20 protein-coding genes are annotated in these 22251 nt (G+C 45.9%); 7 read left to right on the top strand and 13 right to left on the bottom strand.

Annotated features, from left to right (window positions below):
- Positions 1–87: 87 nt before the first annotated feature.
- The 5 genes from prfC to ubiT form a co-directional block, all read right to left on the bottom strand.
- On the bottom strand, positions 88–1677 hold the full coding sequence (gene prfC, locus RH88_RS16360) for a peptide chain release factor 3 (RefSeq protein ID WP_005598046.1): 1590 nt from the start codon (positions 1675–1677) through the stop codon (positions 88–90).
- A gap of 174 nt (positions 1678–1851) precedes the next feature.
- Positions 1852–2301 carry a ribosomal protein S18-alanine N-acetyltransferase gene (gene rimI / locus RH88_RS16355; protein WP_005598043.1) on the bottom strand — a complete coding sequence of 150 codons (450 nt, stop codon included), beginning with the start codon at positions 2299–2301 and terminating at the stop codon, positions 1852–1854.
- An 8-nt stretch (positions 2302–2309) separates the two neighbouring features.
- Positions 2310–2705, bottom strand: coding sequence for a DNA polymerase III subunit psi (locus RH88_RS16350; protein WP_005598041.1), 396 nt, complete (start codon positions 2703–2705; stop codon positions 2310–2312).
- Between the two features lie 97 nt (positions 2706–2802).
- Positions 2803–3306 (bottom strand): GNAT family N-acetyltransferase, encoded by a 504-nt coding sequence (locus tag RH88_RS16345; protein ID WP_005598039.1) that lies wholly within the window; start codon positions 3304–3306, stop codon positions 2803–2805.
- The gene (gene ubiT / locus RH88_RS16340; protein WP_005598037.1) at positions 3290–3817 is read right to left on the bottom strand and encodes a ubiquinone anaerobic biosynthesis accessory factor UbiT; all 528 of its coding nucleotides are present in this window, start codon (positions 3815–3817) and stop codon (positions 3290–3292) included. The genes RH88_RS16345 and ubiT overlap by 17 nt, the downstream gene beginning before the upstream one ends.
- A 190-nt stretch (positions 3818–4007) precedes the next feature.
- On the opposite strand from ubiT, the gene RH88_RS16335 reads away from it, so the two are divergent.
- From RH88_RS16335 to RH88_RS16325, 3 genes are all read left to right on the top strand, one after another.
- Positions 4008–6050, top strand: a complete 2043-nt coding sequence (locus RH88_RS16335; protein ID WP_005598035.1) for an EAL domain-containing protein — start codon at positions 4008–4010, stop codon at positions 6048–6050.
- A 144-nt stretch (positions 6051–6194) separates the two neighbouring features.
- A complete protein-coding gene (gene ubiU, locus RH88_RS16330) occupies positions 6195–7208 on the top strand; it encodes a ubiquinone anaerobic biosynthesis protein UbiU (protein WP_005598033.1) in 1014 nt (337 codons plus the stop codon).
- A gap of 18 nt (positions 7209–7226) precedes the next feature.
- On the top strand, positions 7227–8102 hold the full coding sequence (locus RH88_RS16325; RefSeq protein ID WP_005598031.1) for a U32 family peptidase: 876 nt from the start codon (positions 7227–7229) through the stop codon (positions 8100–8102).
- 52 nt (positions 8103–8154) lie between these two features.
- Here the strand turns inward: RH88_RS16325 and RH88_RS16320 are convergent, their stop codons facing one another.
- From RH88_RS16320 to rpsO, 5 genes are all read right to left on the bottom strand, one after another.
- Positions 8155–9495, bottom strand: a complete 1341-nt coding sequence (locus RH88_RS16320) for an MATE family efflux transporter (protein ID WP_005598029.1) — start codon at positions 9493–9495, stop codon at positions 8155–8157.
- A 66-nt stretch (positions 9496–9561) separates the two neighbouring features.
- Positions 9562–9975 (bottom strand): MarR family winged helix-turn-helix transcriptional regulator, encoded by a 414-nt coding sequence (locus tag RH88_RS16315; RefSeq protein ID WP_005598027.1) that lies wholly within the window; start codon positions 9973–9975, stop codon positions 9562–9564.
- A 108-nt stretch (positions 9976–10083) separates the two neighbouring features.
- The gene (gene nlpI / locus RH88_RS16310) at positions 10084–10992 is read right to left on the bottom strand and encodes a lipoprotein NlpI (protein ID WP_005598025.1); all 909 of its coding nucleotides are present in this window, start codon (positions 10990–10992) and stop codon (positions 10084–10086) included.
- A 219-nt stretch (positions 10993–11211) separates the two neighbouring features.
- The gene (gene pnp, locus RH88_RS16305; RefSeq protein WP_005598023.1) at positions 11212–13347 is read right to left on the bottom strand and encodes a polyribonucleotide nucleotidyltransferase; all 2136 of its coding nucleotides are present in this window, start codon (positions 13345–13347) and stop codon (positions 11212–11214) included.
- Positions 13348–13650: 303 nt separating this feature from the next.
- Positions 13651–13920 carry a 30S ribosomal protein S15 gene (gene rpsO, locus RH88_RS16300; RefSeq protein ID WP_005598021.1) on the bottom strand — a complete coding sequence of 90 codons (270 nt, stop codon included), beginning with the start codon at positions 13918–13920 and terminating at the stop codon, positions 13651–13653.
- 236 nt (positions 13921–14156) lie between these two features.
- On the opposite strand from rpsO, the gene mtnN reads away from it, so the two are divergent.
- The 4 genes from mtnN to RH88_RS16280 all read left to right on the top strand — a co-directional run bounded on the left by mtnN (position 14157) and on the right by RH88_RS16280 (position 17381).
- Positions 14157–14855, top strand: a complete 699-nt coding sequence (gene mtnN, locus RH88_RS16295) for a 5'-methylthioadenosine/S-adenosylhomocysteine nucleosidase (protein ID WP_005598020.1) — start codon at positions 14157–14159, stop codon at positions 14853–14855.
- 12 nt (positions 14856–14867) lie between these two features.
- The gene (locus RH88_RS16290; protein ID WP_005598018.1) at positions 14868–15821 is read left to right on the top strand and encodes a cobalamin biosynthesis family protein; all 954 of its coding nucleotides are present in this window, start codon (positions 14868–14870) and stop codon (positions 15819–15821) included.
- Positions 15821–16639, top strand: coding sequence for a vitamin B12 ABC transporter substrate-binding protein BtuF (gene btuF / locus RH88_RS16285; RefSeq protein ID WP_005598016.1), 819 nt, complete (start codon positions 15821–15823; stop codon positions 16637–16639). Before RH88_RS16290 ends, btuF begins: the two co-directional genes overlap by 1 nt.
- A 121-nt stretch (positions 16640–16760) precedes the next feature.
- On the top strand, positions 16761–17381 hold the full coding sequence (locus tag RH88_RS16280) for a TRIC cation channel family protein (RefSeq protein WP_038219416.1): 621 nt from the start codon (positions 16761–16763) through the stop codon (positions 17379–17381).
- Between the two features lie 110 nt (positions 17382–17491).
- Here RH88_RS16280 and thrC read toward each other — a convergent pair whose 3' ends face one another.
- Genes thrC through thrA form a run of 3 tightly spaced genes read right to left on the bottom strand, consistent with a single transcriptional unit; the run spans position 17492 to position 22202 of the window.
- Entirely contained in the window at positions 17492–18775 is a 1284-nt protein-coding gene (gene thrC / locus RH88_RS16275) for a threonine synthase (RefSeq protein ID WP_005598012.1), read from the bottom strand.
- A complete protein-coding gene (gene thrB, locus RH88_RS16270) occupies positions 18772–19728 on the bottom strand; it encodes a homoserine kinase (RefSeq protein WP_005598010.1) in 957 nt (318 codons plus the stop codon). The genes thrC and thrB overlap by 4 nt, the downstream gene beginning before the upstream one ends.
- Before the next feature lie 14 nt (positions 19729–19742).
- Positions 19743–22202 carry a bifunctional aspartate kinase/homoserine dehydrogenase I gene (thrA, locus tag RH88_RS16265; RefSeq protein ID WP_005598008.1) on the bottom strand — a complete coding sequence of 820 codons (2460 nt, stop codon included), beginning with the start codon at positions 22200–22202 and terminating at the stop codon, positions 19743–19745.
- Positions 22203–22251: the final 49 nt, after the last annotated feature.

Genomic DNA, 22251 nt, shown 5'->3' with positions numbered 1-22251 from the left:
GGGCGTATTTTTTTATTCATCAATATTCAAAGTGATTGGTGTGAGTTAACGCAGTCAATGCCGCTATCACACCAAATACACCGAATATTAGTGCTCGCGAGTTGCGCGGAACACCACATCAGGGAAACGCTCTTGCGCTAGATTCAAGTTCACCATGGTTGGCGCGATGTAGGTTAGGTTATCACCACCATCGAGCGCTAGGTTAGCTTGGTTCTTGCGTTGGAAGTCGTCCATCTTCTTACCATCAGTACAGTCAACCCAACGAGCCGTTGCCACGTTTACGCCTTCGTAAATCGCTTCTACGTTGTATTCTGACTTCAGGCGCGCCACAACCACATCAAACTGAAGCACACCGACCGCACCAACGATAAGATCGTTGTTTTGTACTGGACGGAATACCTGCACAGCACCCTCTTCTGAAAGCTGAACAAGACCTTTAAGTAGCTGCTTTTGCTTCAGTGGATCGCGTAGGCGAATACGGCGGAACAATTCTGGTGCGAAGTTAGGGATACCTGAGAACTTCAACGATTCACCTTGAGTAAAGGTATCACCGATTTGGATCGTACCGTGGTTGTGTAGACCAATGATATCGCCAGCAAACGCATTTTCTGCACGTGAACGGTCGCCCGCCATAAAGGTAACCGCATCAGAAATACTGATTTGTTTTCCTAGACGTACGTGGTTCATTTTCATGCCTTGGGTGTAAGTACCCGATACGATACGCATGAAAGCAATACGGTCGCGGTGTTTAGGATCCATGTTCGCTTGGATTTTGAATACGAAACCAGAGAATTTCTCTTCTGTCGCTTCAACATCACGCTCAACCGCTTGACGAGTTTTCGGCATTGGAGCCCACTCAGTCAAACCATCTAGCATATGGTCAACACCAAAGTTACCCAGTGCGGTACCAAAGTAGACTGGCGTTAACTCACCGACAAGGAAAGATTCAAGATCAAACTCAGGGCATGCGCCCATCACTAGTTCAAGCTCTTCACGCACGCTCTCCGCTAGATCAGCACCAACTTGCTCATCAAGCTCTGGGTTATCTAGACCTTTAATGATGCGCACTTCTTGGATTTCATGACCATGACCTGATTCGTACAGAATCGTTTCATCACGGTGGATATGGTAAACACCTTTAAACTCTTTACCACAGCCAATTGGCCAAGTAATAGGCGCACACATCATGCCTAGTTCGTTTTCAACTTCGTCTAAGACTTCCATTGGATCACGAACGTCACGGTCCAGTTTGTTCATGAAAGTTACGATTGGCGTATCACGCAGGCGAGTAACTTCCATCAATTTACGTGTACGGTCTTCGACACCTTTCGCCGCATCGATAACCATCAAGCACGAGTCCACCGCCGTTAGCGTACGGTAAGTATCTTCCGAGAAGTCTTCGTGTCCTGGAGTATCCAGTAGGTTAACTAGACAGTCGTTGTATGGGAACTGCATCACAGACGTTGTTACCGAGATACCACGTTCTTTTTCCATCTCCATCCAGTCAGATTTCGCATGCTGGTTAGAGCCACGACCTTTCACTGTACCCGCTTTTTGGATCGCGTTTCCGAATAACAGAACTTTTTCTGTAATGGTGGTTTTACCCGCATCCGGGTGCGAGATAATAGCGAACGTTCTACGTTTAGAAACTTCGCCAATAAATGGTGTATTTGACATGAAACTGGTCTTCTTTTCTGTCTGGATGCTTGTTTAAACGTTAAACAAACCGGTTCGATTCAATTTTGCGCGCTATTCTCGCTTATATTGCTTTTATACTCAAGCAACCACAAGCGGCGCGATAGTCGTACGCTAAGTCATCACCTAGCGTTAATGCTTAATTCAGCACGCTGATTAAAAGAGAAATAGGTAACTCATAATAATCGCGTCTTCTTTACCTTTGTCGGTTGGGTAGTAATTACGACGGCGATCAAGCTCGTTAAAACCAACCGCTTCATAAAGAGCAAACGCGCGCTGATTGCTTTCTCTCACTTCTAACCAAGCGCTTTCGGCTTTAGCTTGTTCGCAAATATCTAAAAAGTGCTCGGTTAACGCCTTACCATAACCTTTGCCTTGTTCGGCAGGATCAACAGCAATGTTAAGTAAGGTGACTTCACCGACGATGTTTTGTGCGTAAAAGTAACCAACGACTTTTTGATTCACGACCAAAGCATGATGGCAGGCACCACGGCTATTAAGATCACGAATCATCGATTCAGCCCAAGGGTGGCTATGCGCCGTTTGCTCAATGGCCCACACTTGGTCAAGGTGCTCTAAGGCAAGAGGATAAAATTGTAGTGTCATAAGGCTCGTTAGTATGAACAGATCTGTTGCCACAGCGCTTTACGCTGCTGATTATTCCCATCGATCTCACTAAGAAGTGGGGTCATGAGTGCTTTTTCAGCCAATTGTTCTGTACGTTCGCAGCCTGCAAACCACACCCATTCCATGGATTGTCCAGCTAGCTGAGTCGCCTGTTCAGGGTAGATATGGCGTGCTTGGTCTAAAGAAATATTGATGCTTTTTAATACCCGCTCAAACAGCAGTGCTAACTCACCGTTTGGACTCACGGGCGAAACTAACAAGAGTTTGCACTCGGCAGGCAATTCCAGCGCTGGCGCTTGGTAACCGGTCAAACGTTCAGGATGGCTGAGTTGATAACAATCAATCCCCATCTGTGTTAGGTAAGCAACATGGTCAGTTTGCATGAATAGAGTTCTCTAAATTTCGTATCGTCATATTAGCACAGATCGACGGGCAACAAAAAAGGGGCTATCGCCCCTTTTTTCTGCGTAAGTTTACCCATTAAAGCTGGCTAAACTCTTCACTATATTCAATCAAACCACTACGTTCTGCGAGCTCGCCATCAGCGATCGCCAGAACTTGAAAGACCCCTTCAGGGACATCCCACTGGCATTGCATGTGGTGTTTTTCTGCCGATTCAAAACCAAAACGTTGGTAGTAGTCAGGATCGCCAAGCACGACACAAGCGGGGTAACCAAATTCGTATAGCGATTCAATACCTTCGCGAATCATCGTCGCAGCAATGCCTTGCTTACGATAGTCTTCACGTACAGATACCGGCGCTAGACCTTGCCAGTTTAAATCTTCACCTTGCAACGTTACCGGAGTAAACATCGCGTGTCCGACGACTTCGCCTTCATCATTACACGCAACAAGTGAAAGCGTCAGCTTGCTGTTTTCTCTCAGTGCCATCACTAAGTTTGCTTCCGCTTCTGTCTCAAAGGTGGTTTTAAGCAGGCGGTCAATGGCCAGAATATCCGCTGGCGCTTCAGTTCGTATAAGCATTCGCTACCTCATTTTGTACTGCTGGCGATTGTACGCCTTTATGCACAAAATCAGCTAACTGATTAAGTAAAATCTGTAACGGTTTTGGCAAAAGCTCAAGATCGACACTATCCATCAGGTTTTTCACTTCCAAACCTAATTCCGTATCGCCTTCAATCGACAAACGACGCTGGAAGAATAATGTATCAGGATCTTCTTTGCGGCCAGCGATCAAAATCAAGTCATTCAGATTACCAGAGAAAGATACGTCTTCTTGCTGCGGAGTTTCAGCAACAATTAACTTGTCGTCTTCGTAGCTGATATACCAATGTAGGCGCATATCTTTAACTTCTACTTTCAACCACTTGCCTTCAAGGAATTCAAAATCACCATCTTCCAATGCTTCTTTGAATACCATTTTCAAGCCATCTAACAAGGCTTTTTTTTGAACAGATTGTGGTAATAAGTGGACTGGAGATCGCAAAATTGATGCTGCATTTTGAACTAATTGAGTGCGAATCTTGTTAATCACGCGGGTTATCCGTTACTTTGTAGATAGATGCATGGATGATAATGGATAGATTGCTTTCGTTACCTGTTGTGTATCAAAAAATGACGGAATGGTTACAACTCTTTAATCTCTTAGATAAGGTGGTTATAGTAACGCATTCAGCTTGTAATAAGCGCTTATTCACTCTCTTTGGAGACTTGGTACCCCCCGAATGCCATCGCAACAGTTTCAGGATTGGTTTACACAAATTACGGCTAAGAGTCCTTTTTTCTCGGCCATCTTAGACGATCAACATAACTATGTGATGGTTAACGAACGCTATTGTGAAATATCGGGACTATCACAAAAAGAGCTTGTCGGGCGGAGCGATCGTGAAATTCTTGGTGAGCAGTTTTATTACCAGCTCAAACCCTACTACCAACGCGCTCTACTTGGCGAATCAAGTGAAACTGAAATTACGCTTAACGATGTCGACCTCGAAACCAGTCTGCTCTGCTCCATCTCTCCGATTAGCTTCAATAACAAAGTGCAATACGTCGTTCTTCATGCGATTGATACCTCTGAAAAAAGCATTTTAATCCACTCGCTCGAAGAAGCAGAAAACAAGTTTTCCGCGCTGACTCAACTGTTACCCGAAGGGTTATTGCTAGTTGAACATGACTGTATTTTGTCAGCCAATCCCGCCGCCGTTCGCTTACTTGGATTTGAATCAAGCAGTGATTTATTAGGTGAAGAGCTGTCGCGCCTGTTTATTGATGAAAACAGCAAAAAGTCCTTCAATAACAAACTTGGCATGCTACTGCATGATGCACCGATTTTGTGCCTGACAGGACCACGCTGTGGATTGGAGCGAAAAGTTCAGCTACAGGCCGCACATGCGATGATCATGGGCGAAGAATCACAACTGGTTCTGATCCAAGATGCTGAACAAGCACCGAAGAAAATCAGTGACTCCACCATAAATAGTGATGCTCATATTGATTCTTTAACCGGGCTATATAACCGCTTTGGATTCACCAAGCGCCTTGATCAGCTGATCAAAAATGAAACACCGTTAATCATGCTCTACCTTGATATCGATAACTTTAAAAACATCAATGACTCTTTAGGTCACCATATCGGTGATAAGGTCATCAAAGAAGTTTCCTGTCGACTCAAGCGCTTATTACCTCAACAAGCTGTACTTGGCCATTTAGGTGGCGATGAGTTTGGTTTGATCTTACCCAATCCAGAAAACAACCGCATGGTTGAATCACTTTCAGATCGAATTATATCACTCATCAACCAGCCATTTGATTTGCAACACTTTAGCAAACGCCTTGCTTGTTCAATTGGTAGCGTTGTCTACCCTGGTGATGGCAACGATGCACGCATATTGCTGCAAAATGCTGACACTGCCATGTATGAAGCCAAAGAGCGCGGCCGCAACCGTCTAATTAAGTTTAACGATCAGATGAACAAAGAAGCGCGCATGCGTTTATGGCTGGAAATCGAGCTACAAAAGGCACTGCAACAAAATGGCCTTGAAGTGTGGTACCAACCGAAAGTCAACGCGCGTGATTTCAGTATCAACGGCGCAGAAGCACTAGTACGTTGGAAGCACCCAGTTGAAGGCTATATTAGCCCAGGCGCCTTTATTCCGGTAGCTGAACGAGCTGGATTAATTGAGCACTTAGGTCGCGTTGTCATGCGTGAAGTTTTTGCCACGGTGAAACGCTGGAAGATGCAAGGCATCTTACCGGGACGTGTCGCTATTAACCTCTCGCCAGAGCAGTTTGGTAACCCGAAACTGATCGATTACATGGAAAAGTTATTGCGCTCCACCGAGCTGGATCCTAGCTGCATCACATTTGAATTGACCGAAAGTGCAGTGATGAGTGACAGTGAGCACACCCTTCAAATGCTCAATGCAATCAAAAAACTTGGTTTTGCCCTATCCATTGATGACTTTGGTACCGGCTATTCATCCCTTGCCTACTTAGCTCGCTTCCCTCTCGATGAGCTTAAGATCGATCGCGCCTTTATCACCGAGATCGACACCTTACCTAAACAGGTAACGGTGATTGAAAATATCATCAACTTGGGCAAATCACTCAATTTAACCGTGGTTGCAGAGGGGGTTGAAACCCAACAACAAGCAACACTACTGTCAAACCTCAACTGTAACTCGATTCAAGGCTTCCATTTCTATCGTCCGCAACCAAAGCAAGACGTCGAAGAATTGTTCATGCAGAACCGTCGCCATAAAAATTAAATCTTCCGTAAAAGTCAGCGAAATCCATTATCCGGAAGAGGTAATTGTCAGCTAACTCACTCAAACCTGCCTTACATCAAAATTGCCGTTCATAATTCTTCATAAAATGCTGGCAATATTGAAAATAATAGGTTTAGCTGAGCAATGGAACTCCTATGCCCCGCAGGTAATCTACCTGCCCTAAAAACCGCCATCGACTGTGGTGCCGACGCGGTTTACATCGGCTTTAAAGATGACACCAATGCCCGCCATTTCGCAGGGCTAAACTTTAACGGTAAAAAACTCGATAAAGCCGTGCAGTATGTGCACGACCACAACAAAAAAATTCACGTCGCGCTGAATACCTTCGCTCACCCAGATGGCTTTGAGCGCTGGACGAGTGCGGTTGATCGCGCTGCGGATGTAGGCGTCGATGCCCTAATCGTGGCGGATATTGCTGTACTGGAATACGCTGCACGTAAATACCCAGATTTAGAATTGCACCTTTCAGTGCAAGCATCGGCCACCAACATTGCCGCGATCGATTTCTATAAGAACAACTTCAACGTGAAACGTGTCGTACTGCCACGCGTATTGTCGATCCATCAGGTGAAACAGTTGTCACGTAACATCACCAGCGATGTAGAGCTAGAAGTGTTTGCTTTTGGTAGCTTGTGCATCATGTCGGAAGGTCGTTGTTACCTATCGTCTTACATGACGGGTGAATCGCCAAATACCGTCGGCGCTTGCTCTCCAGCCAAATATGTACGCTGGCAAGAAACTGAACAGGGCCTTGAGTCTCGCCTCAACAACATTTTGATTGACCGTTATAGCACGGGTGAGAACGCCGGTTACCCAACCTTATGTAAAGGCCGATTTAGCGCTGATATCGAAGGTGAAGCCAAGGTTTACCATGCACTCGAAGAGCCAACCAGCTTGAATACCCTTTCTATGCTGCCTGAGCTATTTGCTGCCAATGTTGCTTCGGTGAAAATTGAAGGTCGCCAACGTAGCCCTGCTTACGTAGAGCAAGTCACCCGTACATGGCGCGCGGCGATTGATCGCTATCTTGCCAACCCAGAAGCTTACCGTGTTGAAGCTGCTTGGGATGCGGCACTGGCGAACGTCTCTGAAGGTACGCAAACCACGCTTGGTGCTTACCACCGTAAATGGCAATAACGGCATAGGAATAGAATAATGAAATACGCACTCGGTCCACTTCTCTATTTTTGGCCAAAGCAAGACGTTGAAGATTTCTATCAGCAAGCAAAACAAAGCTCTGCCGATATTATTTATCTTGGCGAAAGTGTTTGCTCTAAACGCCGCGAAATGAAACCAGCACACTGGTTTGATATTGCTAAAGAGATCGCAGGCTCAGGCAAGCAAGTGGTGCTATCAACCATGGCACTACTCGAAGCGCCAAGTGAAGTCAGCATCATGAAGAAATACATCGACAATGGTGATTTTGCAATTGAAGCAAATGACGTGTCGGGGATTCAACTGGCTTACGAAAGCAAGGTGCCGTTTGTGGTTGGCCCTGCGGTTAACACCTACAATGCACATACGCTAAACCTGTTTTTAAAACAAGGTATGACGCGCTGGTGTATGCCTGTTGAGCTGTCACGCGATTGGTTAGACAAGGTTCTCGTTCAATGTGAGCAATTGGGTATTCGTAACCAATTTGAAGTTGAAGTATTTAGCCACGGTTACTTACCATTGGCCTATTCAGCTCGCTGTTTCACCGCTCGTGCGGAAAATAAAGCCAAAGACGATTGCGAAACTTGCTGCATCAAATACCCAACGGGTATTCAAGTACGTAGCCAAGAAGGCCAAGAAGTCTTTAACCTCAACGGTATTCAAACTCAGTCTGGTTATTGCTACAACTTGATCAACGATCAATCGAGCATGCAAGGCTTGGTCGATGTCGTGCGTTTGAGCCCACTGGGGTTAAATACGTTAGGCGAAATTGACCGCTTCCGTGCCAACTTGCACGGCGAAAATCCAGTTAAGATTGAAGATCGTCAATGTAATGGTTACTGGCATCGCTTAGCGGGCCTAGAAGTTAAGTCTTAACCTTCGCTTGATAAATAAAAAGCCAATCATATTTGATTGGCTTTTTGTTATCTTAGCTACTCATCACCATAGGTTGAGGCGGTAGAATCATCCGCTTCACGTCACGCCACAACATCCACATCACCACCAGACTCAATGCGATATTCGACAATGGGTACGCAATCCAGATCCCATTGACACCCATCAACTTGGGCATAATGAACAGGAACGGCAGTTGAATCACCATGTTGCCGATGGTCACGAACATCGCTTTACTACCCTTGTTGATTGATTGGTAATAAGCACCGGCGACCACCAAGAAGCCATCTAAGAACATCGCAAACATATGTAAGCGAATGCCAATCACGGCATTTTCCATCAACTCAGCATCACTAGAGTTAAATACCGAGACAAATTCACGTGGGAAGATGTTTAGTACTACCACAAAAGCGATACCACCCAGCACAGCCGTTCCCATAGCGATCTGCAGCAGTTTACGAATATTGTCTTGATTACGTGCACCATGGTTGTAGCTCACCAGCGGCTGCATACCATTCGCTACGCTTTCTACAATCAGGTAGTAAACGGTAACGATATAGCCCAAAATCGCGTATGCGCCAATCAAGATACCACTGCCATAATCAGCAAACAGGCTGTTATGCAGTGCCACCATCATCGAACCATAAGCGTACATAAAGAAGCTCGACACACCGATCGCAGCGATACGCGGAACCTCTGCAAACTGAATGCGTAAATCACTCAAACGTAAGCGCATATTCGCTTTGCTCGAGAAGAAATAACCGATACCTAATAGAGTCACTATCATTTGCGACATTGCGGTTGCCAACGCCGCGCCTTGCAACTCCCAACCTAACCAAGCAATAAATAGGTAATCCAAAATGATATTGGCAATCGCGCCAATCACCATCAAGATTGTCGCTAAATTTGGACTACCATCATTACGCAGTAAAAACGGTGTCGCAATCGAGCCAAGCGAGAATACACAAGCGAAAATCAAGATATGCAGGTATTGACTACCGAGCTCTAAAATTCGCCCTTGAGCGCCCTGCCATAACAAGAAGGTATCAGCAAAGAAATACAGCACGACAGAGACTATCGGCGCAACCAAAGCCAACAACAGTAGCCCCGTCGCCAACGTACCTTTCGCGCCCTCCGTATCACCTTCACCTTGTTTAATTGACGCCAATGCACCTGTGCCGACGCCGACCAACATACCAATCCCTAGGATCGAGCCAATCACTGGCCAAGAGACATTAATCCCTGCCAGACCTTCAGCACCGACATAACGACCAATGAATATTCCATCAACCACTTGATATAAGCCGTTAACGAGCATCGCCGCAATGGTTGGGATCGCGTAACGCCAAAACTGTTTATAGATTGAATCTTGCATTTTTTCACCAAGCAAAATACTGCCGAATCTAATTAGTTAGCAAGGCTAACTAATCGGTTAAAATTTTTATCTATGAAGTGCTTTATTTAACAGTTGCACTAACTGCTCAGCTTCCTGTTGTGAAAGAGACTGGTTAAGGTCACTCGCAATTTGCTGGTACACCACCTTCTCTAAAGACATATCCTTAACGACTTTCTCAGTTAACATGACTCGTTTTGCTCGAGCATCTTCCTGACAAGCCACGCCACGTACTAAGCCTTTCTTCTCAAGACGAGCCACCATGTTCGAAGCCGATGGTTTGGTAATACGTAACTCATCGGCAAGATCGGTAATACGCACGCCTTGAGGGTATTGCTGTATCACCTTCAAGTAATCAAATTCATTGAAACTTAAATGACACATTGGATCTTCCTTGGCATAGACGCGCCACGCCTTAGAGCAAAAACGTTCTAGTTCAATCAAACTCTGTTCTAAAACCATGGTTAATCCTTTTAGTTAGCCAAGCTAACCATTTTAGCTGTTTTTAAATTTTGGGCAATAAAAAACCGCCTAAAAAGGCGGTTTATCTAAGCTCATCTTAATCAGAGACTAAGGCTGCGCAGCTTCTTCAAGCTTTGCTTTGGCTAGCTGTTCTGCTTTCACTTGTGTGAAGATACGCGTCAACTCAAGGAAAGAGTATCGATGTTCAACGTACTCATAGACGTTAAATGAAATCGCTAATTTATACATCGATATCGCACCTGCAAAGTCACCTTGATGCTGGTAACGCTTACCTAAATAGAAATAGGCTTCCGTTAATCGTTGCGCGAGTAACGTATTATCTCGTGTACCCGCAATAATCGCTTTAAACGCTTGCTCTTCACTTACCTCACCGAGAGTGATCGCCACCAGCACCCAGCCCCATTGTGAATCGCGCTGTTGGTATTGCTCAAGCAATGTTTGACGTGCGGCTTCTGGCGTTTGTTCTAATTTAATTAGATACACCCATAGGGCGCGGAACGGGTCGCTCGGTTCTTCGGCAAAGTGCGCGTCAATATCTTCGATTGCGAGCTCAATTCGATCGCCATAATAAAGGGCTATCGCTCGGTTTCGTACTGCATAAGAGTTTTCAGGATCGAGATCTAACGTAGAGTCAAAAGCTTCGTATGCCGCGTCGAACTCTCCGACTTGAGTGTAGTAGACACCCAGTAAGTTGAATAAATCGGGTTGCGACGGATTGAGTTGTAGAGATTGACTGTAGTCCAAACGGGCAAGATCTCGTAAACCTACGCTGTCGTAATAGTTACCACGTTCAAACAGCATTTTAGCACGCAGTTCTTCAGACAAATCCGGACGCTTAAGCAACTGAGACAGGCGGGCAATCTGCACTTCTTGTTGCATGCTTGCCTGTAGAGGAACGGCCATGGGTGGATAAACCCATTGCTGGTTAGAGGTTGAGGTACAACCTGTGGCAACCAAAATGCTTAATCCAAGCGTTAGGGTTTGAAACCATTTCACGAATATATACTCCTGTTACCAACCTATAGTGTATACCTAAACCGCCATGATGCTTTCATTTGCATCCAGCATTGGCGATATGCAAACCCAGACAAATCAGATTAGCGCATCACTTTCGCTAACGAATCTTTATATAAATTGGTTTTACTGCACATAAAAAAAGGGGGCGAGACGCCCCCTTTATAACATGCTTTTAGCTCAATAAGCTAATAGATGCGATTACTCAGCGTCAGCCGCTGGTTTCGCTTCAGCTGCAGCTTCTGCAGGCTGTTCTACTGCTTCTTTCATGCTTAGACGTACACGGCCTTGGCGGTCGATTTCAAGTACTTTAACTTGAACTTCTTGGCCTTCAGCTAGGTAGTCAGATACTTTCTCAACACGCTTGTCAGCGATTTGAGAGATGTGTACTAGGCCATCTTTACCTGGAAGAATTGTTACGAACGCACCGAAGTCCGCTAGACGTGCAACTTTACCAGTGTAGATACGACCTACTTCAACTTCAGCAGTGATCTCTTCGATACGACGAATTGCTTCTTTCGCTGCAGCGCCTTCAGTTGCTGCAATCTTGATTGTACCGTCGTCTTCGATTTCGATCGTAGTACCTGTCTCTTCAGTTAGAGCACGGATAACTGCGCCGCCTTTACCGATAACATCTTTGATCTTCTCAGAGCTGATCTTCATCATGTAAATACGTGGAGCAAATTCAGAAATCTCTTCGCGAGCACCAGAGATAGCTTCATCCATTACAGAAAGGATGTGCTTACGTGCACCTTGCGCTTGGTTAAGAGCAATTTGCATGATCTCTTTAGTGATACCTTCGATCTTGATGTCCATTTGAAGTGCAGTAATACCAGCATTAGTACCTGCTACTTTAAAGTCCATATCACCTAGGTGATCTTCGTCGCCAAGGATGTCAGAAAGAACAACGAAATCGTCGCCTTCTTTAACAAGACCCATTGCGATACCCGCAACAGAAGCTTTGATTGGCACACCAGCATCCATAAGAGCTAGAGAAGTACCACATACAGAAGCCATTGAAGATGAACCGTTAGATTCAGTGATTTCCGATACAACACGGATGGTGTATGGGAATTCTTCAACAGAAGGCATTACTGCAGCAATACCACGTTTAGCCAGTTTACCGTGGCCGATTTCACGACGCTTAGGAGAACCTACAAAACCCGTTTCGCCAACACAGTATGGAGGGAAGTTGTAGTGTAGTAGGAAGTGATCTTTACGCTCACCCGTTAGCTCATCAATGATTTGCGCGTCACGTTGCGTACCTAGAGTCGCAGTAACGATCGCTTGCGTTTCGCCACGAGTAAACAGTGAAGAACCGTGAGTACGTGGAAGAACACCAGTACGTACGTCTAGCGCACGAACCATGTCTTTTTCACGGCCATCGATACGTGGGTGGCCAGCGATGATGCGGCTACGTACTACTTTCTTCTCTAGAGAACCAAGCATACCGCGGATTTCGCGCTCAGCTAGGTTTTCGTCTTGTGCTAGAAGGGCTGCAACAACGTCGTTCTTGATTGCGCCAACTTGCTCGTAACGAGCCATTTTCTCAGTGATTTGGTATGCATCAGCAAGACGGGTTTCAGCTAGATCAGCAACAAGAGCTTTAAGCTCAGTGTTTACTGCAGGCGCTTCCCAGTTCCATGCTGGAGTTGCAACTTCAGCTGCGAACTCGTTGATTGCATTGATAACAACTTGTTGTTGTTCGTGACCAAATACTACTGCAGAAAGCATTTCTTCTTCAGTTAGGTTGTCAGCTTCTGATTCAACCATTAGTACTGCGTTTTCAGTACCAGAAACCACTAGATCTAGTTTAGATGTAGCAAGTTCAGTCATGCTTGGGTTAAGCACTAGTTGACCATCGATGTGACCAACGCGCGCTGCACCGATAGGACCATTGAATGGTAGACCAGAGATAGCAAGTGCAGCAGAAGTACCGATCATTGTTACCATGTCTGGTTGAACGTTAGGGTTCACAGACATAACAGTTGCGATGATTTGCACTTCGTTTTTGAATGCAGATGGGAATAGTGGGCGAATCGGACGGTCGATTAGACGAGCAGTCAGAGTTTCACCTTCAGAAGGACGACCTTCACGCTTGAAGAAACCACCAGGGATTTTACCTGCAGCGTAAGTACGCTCTTGGTAGTTTACCGTTAGCGGGAAGAAGTCTTGACCTTCAACTGCTTCTTTTTTACCTACTACAGATACGAATACAGCAGTATCGTCCATAGTAACCATAACAGCAGCAGTAGCTTGACGAGCGATTACGCCAGTTTCTAGAGTAACCGTGTGGTTACCGTACTGGAACGTTTTAACAACTGGTTTTTCGAACATTGTTATTCCTTGTACTGAGTATAAATACCCTGACTAAGTTAAGAAAAAACCCAAAACATTACGAATCGCGACTAGTGAAAAGACACTGTGTATGACGCTCAATGGCTTTTGAATAGTCGCGACCTGTTGGCCGACATCGGTGACTGTAATGCGATGAGTCATTATGATTTTTGCTGGCATCAACAGTAACAACTGTTTCAGCCGGACAGTAGTATAAACTACTTGAAGGGAATTGGGGGATTTTAGACAATAAAAAAAGGGGCATAAGCCCCTTTTTTACAAACTGTTCTATGCAGCCGCTAATTAGCGACGTAGGCCTAGACGTTTGATTAGATCTTGGTAACGAGCAAGGTTTTTGCCTTTCAAGTAATCAAGAAGCTTACGACGGCTAGAAACCATACGTAGAAGACCACGACGGCTGTGGTGATCGCCTTTGTGAGCTTTGAAGTGACCTTGTAGGTGGTTGATAGAAGCAGTAAGTAGTGCTACTTGAACTTCTGGTGAACCAGTGTCGCCTTCAGATTGTGCGTATTCTGCAACGATTGCTGCTTTAGTTTCTGCATTCAGAGACATAATGCTCTCCTAATAAGAGTAGGTTTATATTTTGTAGCAGCCAATCTCTGATTCAGCCGCTACGCGAAGCGCGGATTATAGGTGAATCCATAACGCACCGCAATAGCAATTTTATTCCGCCAATTGTCTGTTTTGACCGCAATGTCACTCAATCGAAGCTCGATAATGAGTTCAGGCTAGCAAAGCTTCATGATAAACTTTGGCCACTTTAATTTACTACCTAGGTTTAGCCCATTATGAAAATCGGCATTATCGGTGCGATGGAACAAGAAGTTGCCATCCTAAAAGACTCTATCAACAACTGCCAAGAAGTGAAAAAAGCAGGTTGTACCTTCTTTGCTGGTCAAATGAACGGCGTTGACGTAGTACTGCTTCAATCTGGCATTGGTAAAGTGGCTGCGGCAATCGGTACCACCATTTTGCTTGATGAATATCAACCAGATGTGGTGATCAATACCGGCTCTGCTGGCGGTTTTGACTCAAGCCTAAACCTGGGTGATGTTGTGATCTCAACCGAAGTTCGCCACCACGATGCTGACGTTACTGCATTTGGTTACGAAATGGGCCAAATGGCGCAACAACCTGCGGCGTTTATTGCTGATGAAAAACTGATGGATGTGGCTGAGCAAGCGCTAGCGCAAATGGAAGACAAACACGCGGTACGTGGCCTAATCTGTACTGGTGATGCTTTCGTATGCACTGCTGAGCGCCAAGCATTTATCCGTCAGTACTTCCCTTCTGTTATCGCAGTAGAAATGGAAGCATCTGCCATTGCGCAGACTTGTCACCAATTCAAAGTACCATTCGTTGTCGTACGTGCTATCTCTGACGTCGCAGATAAAGAAGCAACGATGAGTTTTGACGAGTTCCTACCGCTTGCCGCTCAAAGCTCTTCTGAGATGGTGATTAAAATGGTTGAACTGCTAAAGGCTTAGTATTAAACAATCATGGATGATCTTTTTAATCAGCTATTTGCTAATGGTGCGCTCCTGGTTATGTGGGGCGCACTGCTTTGCCACTGGATTCTTCCTTTCCCCCGCGAAGCACATCCTGCCATCCTTTGGCACAAATTTGCCGAACAGCTCGCCAATAAAGTAAACACTCAAAGCCACTACTCACAAAGCTTGCTTTCCGGCAGCCTTGCTTGGCTAATGATGCTTACTCCGATGTTGATGGTTCTATTAGCATTACAAAATTTGGTCTGGCAGCCACTGCTGTTTGATTTGGCCTTTTTACTGCTCGCCTTAGACTGGCGTAATACCAATCAATTGGCGAATCAACTCATCCCTCAACTGGCCAATGAAGACAAAAGTGCCGCGAAACAGTTGCTCGCACCATGGCTCAACCGTTCAACCGAGAGTTTATCGCTGCTAGGCTTAGGTAAAGCAGGCAGTGAAACACTGATCATGAGTTATGGCCGTAGCGTCGCAGCCGTGCTCTTTTGGTATGCCGTTACTGGGGGAATTGGTGCCTTTATGTATCGCATGGCGATGGAATTAGCTCGCGCATGGTCACCCTCACGCCAACAGTTTATCCCATTTGGTCTCCCTGCGATTCGAATTCTAGCGGTGCTCGACTTTATACCTTTACGACTATTAGCCTTATTGATTGCTTGCGGTGAAAGAGCAAAAGCTTGCTTGAGCTTAATCAGTCAACAATCGGCGTCTTGGCCATTGCCCGGCCCTGCCTGGCTATTGGTCTCTGTTGGAGCCAAACTGCAGCTCTCTCTTGCAGGCCCTGCTATCTATAACCACCACAAAGCGCTACGGGCTAAATTGGGTGGTCGTATCGCCCCTGCCGCAATTCACGTTGACCAAGTTCGTAAGCTTTTAGTTGGTCGGTTGTGGATTTGGCTGATGCTTCAAAGCCTGATTATGGGCGCTATTTATCAAGGATTATAATGCTTAAGCTGACTCTTCTTCTCTCTTTGGTTAGTTTTTCCCTTTCTGCGCAAACGATTGACCGCGTTATTAGCCTCGCACCGTCCACCACTGAACTGGCCTATGCGGCGGGTTTGGGTGATAAGTTGGTCGCGGTAAGTGAACACAGCGACTACCCTGAACAAGCACAAAAACTAGAAAAAATAGCAAACTATCAGAGCATTAACGTCGAACGAATCATTGCTCTACAGCCAGATCTGATCATTGCTTGGCCAGGAGGCAATCCGGCGAAAGAACTCGCTAAATTGGCGCAATTTGGCTTCACGATCTATAACGCACAAACCGGTTCACTCAACGATATTGCCGTCAATATCGAACAACTGAGTCACTACGCTGATGATCCAACCATTGGCCAAAAAGCCGCAGCGCAATTTCGTGCTCAACTTGAACAATTTAAAGCGCAATACAACACCGAGCAAACAGTCAGTTACTTCTATCAGCTGAGTGAAAAGCCGATCATAACCGTGGCTCAAGATCGCTGGCCAAGTGAAGTTTTTCGTTTCTGCGGTGGCATAAATGTGTTTGAAGACAGTGCTGCGCCTTACCCACAAGTAGGACTAGAGCAAGTGATTGTCGCAAACCCACAAGTGATCTTCACCTCACGACATGCGATGGAAAATGGCAATATGTGGCAAGCCTGGCAAGAGCAGCTGCAAGCAATTAAACAGCAGCAAATATGGACGCTCAATGCCAGCTGGATCAACCGCCCAACCCCGCGAACGCTCGACGCTATTAACCAAGTTTGTGAGCTCTTCGAAACAGTCAGACAAAAGCAGTAACGCATAGCACGAATATCTCGTACTATGCGCGCCGAATTATCAGCCTAAGCGAATAAAAACCTCGCGGTTGTTCGCTTGGTTTTCCTCTATTACTACTTATTATCAGAGAGATCTTCTTTTCATGGATTCCATGCTGATCTATATCATCGACCTTTTCGGCACCGCTATTTTTGCTGTTTCTGGCGTTTTACTGGCAGGTCGTTTAAAAATGGACCCTTTTGGTGTCGCGGTGCTTGGCAGTGTAACCGCAATTGGTGGCGGTACGATTCGCGATATGGCGCTCGGCGCAACCCCCGTATTTTGGATTACCGATACGAACTATATCTGGGTGATTCTACTCACCTGTTTGCTCACCATGTTGGTGGTTCGTCGCCCAAAACGTGTCGCTTGGTGGATTTTGCCCGTTTGTGATGCAGTAGGTCTGGCTGTGTTTGTTGGCATTGGTGTTGAAAAAGCAATGATGTATCAAGAGTCAGCTGTCATTGCGATTATTATGGGTGTGATCACCGGCTGTGGTGGTGGCATTATTCGCGATGTATTGGCGCGTGAAGTGCCGATGGTTCTGCGAAGCGAAGTCTACGCAACGGCTTGTATTGCCGGTGGTGTCATCCATACTGCAACCTTAGCGATGAATTTTAGCAACGATGCCGCCTTCTTAGCGGGTGTCGTGACAACATTGGTGATCCGCTTAGGCGCAATTCGTTGGCATTTATCACTGCCTATCTTTGCCTTAAATAAATAGTACTCAGTTGGGCAAGAGCAAAAACAGAAAAGGTCGCCAAGGCGACCTTTTTAATTCGGTTATAAAACCAATCATCTAGCACTATTGTATTGTAGTGATGTAGTGAGGGGTTATTGGTTTGCTTTACGCAATACCACTTTCAACGCCTCAAAGTCGTTAGGTAAATCTTCTGATAACAACTCCATGGCAGCATGCTTAGCCAGTGGTGCTGGTAGATCAATATCCGTCGCTAAGATGTCATCGACCACTTCTTTAAACTTCGCTGGGTGTGCGGTACACAAGAACAATCCCGTTTCACCTTCAGCCAGTTGCTCGTCTAATACTCGGTAAGCAATCGCACCATGAGGTTCACACAAGTAACCTAGCTCATTCAGTTCACGAACTGAGGCTGCGCTTTGTTCATCAGACACCACGCCTTTACCTAGCGTATCAAGTCCCCATTGCTTAATACCACACAACTCCTCAATACGAGGCCAGTTATTTGGCTGGCTGACATCCATCGCATTCGAGGTGGTTGCAACCGTCGGTTTTGGCTCCCACTTACCAGTCTCTAAGTAACGCGGCACCGTATCGTTAGCATTGGTTGCGGCAATAAAGCGTTTGATCGGTAAACCAAGCGCTTTTGCCAATAGACCTGCAGTTAAGTTACCAAAGTTACCGCTTGGCACTGAAATAACTAAATTTTCACGTTGTGCTTTGGTGAGCTGAGAAGCCGCTTCAAAGTAGTAGCAGATCTGCGCCATCAAACGAGCGATATTAATTGAGTTAGCAGAGTTTAGACCGATCTCTTCACGCAATTCTGCATCATCAAAAGCGTGTTTTACCAACGCTTGGCAAGCATCGAAATCACCATCAATCGCGACGGTATGGATGTTATTACCTAGAGTACAGAACAGCTTTTCTTGTAGTGGGCTGATCTTACCTTTTGGATAAAGGATCACGACATTAATGTCTTGCATACCATAGAAAGCATGCGCGACCGCGGCACCAGTGTCACCAGAAGTTGCGGTGAGAATGGTGATCTTACCGCCATTAGAGACCGCTGCAAGTGACTGCGCCATAAAGCGACCGCCAAAGTCTTTAAATGCTAACGTTGGGCCGTGGAATAGCTCCAAAGCGTACACGCCATCTTTAACTTGCTTAATCGGTGCAGGGAATTGGAATGCGGCATCAACCATCGCATTGACTTGCTCTTTTGGTAATTCATCACCAATAAGCGCTGAGAGAATTTTACTGCTGCGCGTAATGAAGTCTTCATCAAGCAGAGCATCAACATCATCAAACTGAGGCAGTTGAGATGGAAAAAATAGGCCTTGATTACGACCTAACCCTTGGCGCACGGCTTGGCCAAAGGAAACTTGTTCGTCATTTTCTTTTATATTGTACAGCTTCATAGCTTACTTCCTGTAACGATCGAACCTTGCTTGTCCAAACGACAAACATGAACGAATCCTTCTTCATTTTGTACGTAGTTTTGTTCGAGCCATCGAGCTACACGTTCTGCGGTATCTTTCTCTTTGCAGATACTAAATAACGTTGGTCCACTGCCAGAGATACCTGTCGCCAACGCTCCAGCTGACGCTGCGTACTTGCGTGCATCAGCAAAACCGGGCAATAGTTTCTCACGATATGGTTCTGCGATCACGTCTTTGATCATTTTTGCAGCAAGTTCAGGCTGATTGGAATGACACGCATGGATAAATCCAGCCAAGTGACGACCATGGGCAATCACATCTTGGCGGCGATATTGTGACGGCAGAATAGAGCGCGCTTCGGCGGTAGACACCTTGATGCCAGGATACGCCATCACCCAATACCACTCATCAAAGCACGGCACCTCTTGGCTGATAATACCCAACTCTTCCAGCATCAACTGCAAGCCGCCTAAATAACAAGGAGCGACGTTATCGTAATGGATACCACCAGAGATCTGCCCTTCCATTTCACCCATTAAAGCCAATAATTCAGTTTCGTCTAATGGTTGACCATGGTAGCGATTAAGGGCATCGAGTGCGGCGACAATCGAACAAGCACTAGAACCAAGCCCTGAACCGATAGGCATATTTTTTTCCAGCGTCATCGCAACTGGCAGCAATTCAACCGCTTTCTTGTCTAGCTCTCGAGCAAAGACACGCCAGCAGTCATAGACAATATTTTCCTTAGGATCAGTAGGCAACTTAGAGACAAAATTACCCGCGGTCTCAAGACTAAACATCTCACTGCCTTTTTGTACCAAGACTCGATCACCCAGTAGCTCGCCACTGATCGGTGACACGGCCGCCCCAAGTACATCAAAACCAACACTCACGTTACCAATTGACGCTGGGGCGTAAACAACTACATCCATACCACTACTCATTGTTATACCCCTAATTTCCAGCCTAATGTACGCATCACATCGGCAAATACACCAGCAGCAGTAACTTCTGTACCAGCGCCGTAGCCACGTAGCACTAATGGGATTGGGTTGTAGTAGCGGCTAAAGAATGCCAGTGCATTTTCACCGTCTTTGATCTTAAACATTGGATCATTTTCATCAACAGCGGCAATGCTCACACGGCATTGACCATTGGCAATCTCACCGACATAACGTAGCACTTTGCCTTCCGCTGCTGCTTGCGCAACTTGTTGTTGGAAATAGGCATCGGCTTCAGGAAGACGCGCCATAAATTCATCCACGCTACCCGAGTCATCAAAACCTGGTGGTAACGCTTGATCAACAATCACATCTTCTAATTCAAGCGCCATTCCTGCTTCACGAGCGAGGATCAGTAGCTTACGTGCGACATCCATACCCGATAAGTCATCACGCGGATCCGGTTCAGTAAAACCATTGTCTTTAGCGATATTGGTCGCTTGACTCAACGTCATACCTTCATCTAGTTTACCAAAGATATAAGAAAGTGAGCCAGACAAGATGCCGGTAAAGCGCTCTAACTCATCACCAGCAGAGATAAGGTTCTGCAAGTTTTCAATCACTGGCAAGCCTGCGCCTACCGTGGTTTCATACATCAATTTACGACGAGAGCTGCGCGCGACATCGCGTAACTGATGGTAGTAAGACATGCTGGCTGTATTGGCTTTCTTGTTTGGTGTTACCACGTGGAAGCCAGCCGCAAGAAAGTCTGCGTATTGATTAGCAATCACTTCGCTTGAAGTACAATCCACCAATACTGGGTTAATGATGTGATTACGCTGAACTAATGAACTTAGGCTTGCCAAACTCAATGGTTCACTTACCCCATTCATGCGGTCGCGCCAATGATCGAGCGGTAAACCTTCGCCATCGAGTAACACGCCTTTACTATTAGCTAGGCCACATACTCGCAGCACAATACCTTTCTCTGCCAGTTTAGCTTGTTGGCGTTGGATCTGATCCACCAGCTCACCACCGACACCGCCAACACCGACAACAAACACATCAAGGAAGTGTTTAGAATTAAATAGATTCTCATGACACGCTTTGATCGCTTCAGAGATTTTATCTTCAGGGATCACCGCAGAGATTGCACGCTCAGATGAACCTTGAGCAATCGCGACAATGTTAACGTTCACTTCCGCTAATGATGAGAAGAACTGAGAGGCGACGCCACGAGATGTGCGCATGCCATCGCCGACTAATGTTACGATCGCAACATTATCGATGTATTCCACCGGTTCAAGTAAACCGTCTTTAAGTTCTAACTCAAAGGCATCGCAAAGCGCTTGCTGGGCAATGGCTTTATCTTGAGCTTCGATACAAAAACTGATGCTGTACTCTGATGAAGATTGCGTAATCAATACAATCGACACACCCGATGATGACATAGCGCCAAACACGCGACTGGCCATCCCGACCATGCCTTTCATACCAGGGCCTGAAACGTTAACCATGGTCAGGTCACTTAACGTCGTGATGCCTTTAATGGCTAATTTATCTTCACCAGTATCTTGACCAATCAAGGTGCCAGCACCTTGTGGGTTGAAACTGTTTTTAATTAAGCACGGGATATGGAACTGGGCAATCGGTGCAATAGTTTTAGGATGTAGAACCGAAGCACCAAAGTAAGAAAGCTCCATTGCCTCTTGGTAACTCAGTGATTTTAGTAAACGTGCATCAGCAACAAGGCGTGGGTCGCAGTTATATACCCCGTCAACGTCAGTCCAAATTTCACAACAGTCAGCACGTAGACAGGCCGCCAATACGGCCGCGGAATAATCTGAACCATTACGGCCCAAAGTCACCAACTCACCTTTTTCATTTCCCGCAGTAAAGCCAGGCATGATATTCACATGACCTTGCGGTAGCGGTTTTTGACGGAAGTTTTGCGTTGAAATATCAACATCAACCATCGCTTCTAGGTGTTCACCGCGTGCAAATAAGTATTCAACGGGGTCAATCAGATGAGCAGGTTGGCCTTTCGCTTCCAGTACTGCTTTCATCAGTTGAATAGAGACACGCTCACCTTTGCTGATAATACGGGCATTGACGTTATCTGGGCACATGCCCAGTAGGTCGATACCGTTTACAAACTGGCGTAATTGGCTGAGTGATGACTTCACCTGCTGGTTGTAACCACTGCCATCAATGTTTGGCAGTACTTGTTTAATGTCTTCAAATAAGCCGCGGAAAGCATCTTCCAATTCAGCAATCTGACTTTCAGCGTCACCACTTTTTAATGCCGCTTCAATCACTGCGACCAATTTATTGGTTGTTTTCCCTGGTGCTGAGAGCACAACGGCGACTTCTTCTTGTTGCGCATTGTTGGCAACAATGTCTGCCGCTCTTAAAAAACGGTCCGCGTCAGCTAGTGACGATCCTCCAAACTTTAAAACTCGCATCCCTTCCTCCAAATATCCTTTAAAATTGGGTATAAAAAAAAGGCTCGTA

The organism is Vibrio scophthalmi LMG 19158 (assembly GCF_000222585.1).
GTDB classification, from domain to species: Bacteria; Pseudomonadota; Gammaproteobacteria; order Enterobacterales; family Vibrionaceae; genus Vibrio; species Vibrio scophthalmi.
The sequence above is the reverse complement of the archived record's forward strand: the minus strand, read 5'-3'. Positions and strand labels throughout refer to the sequence as shown.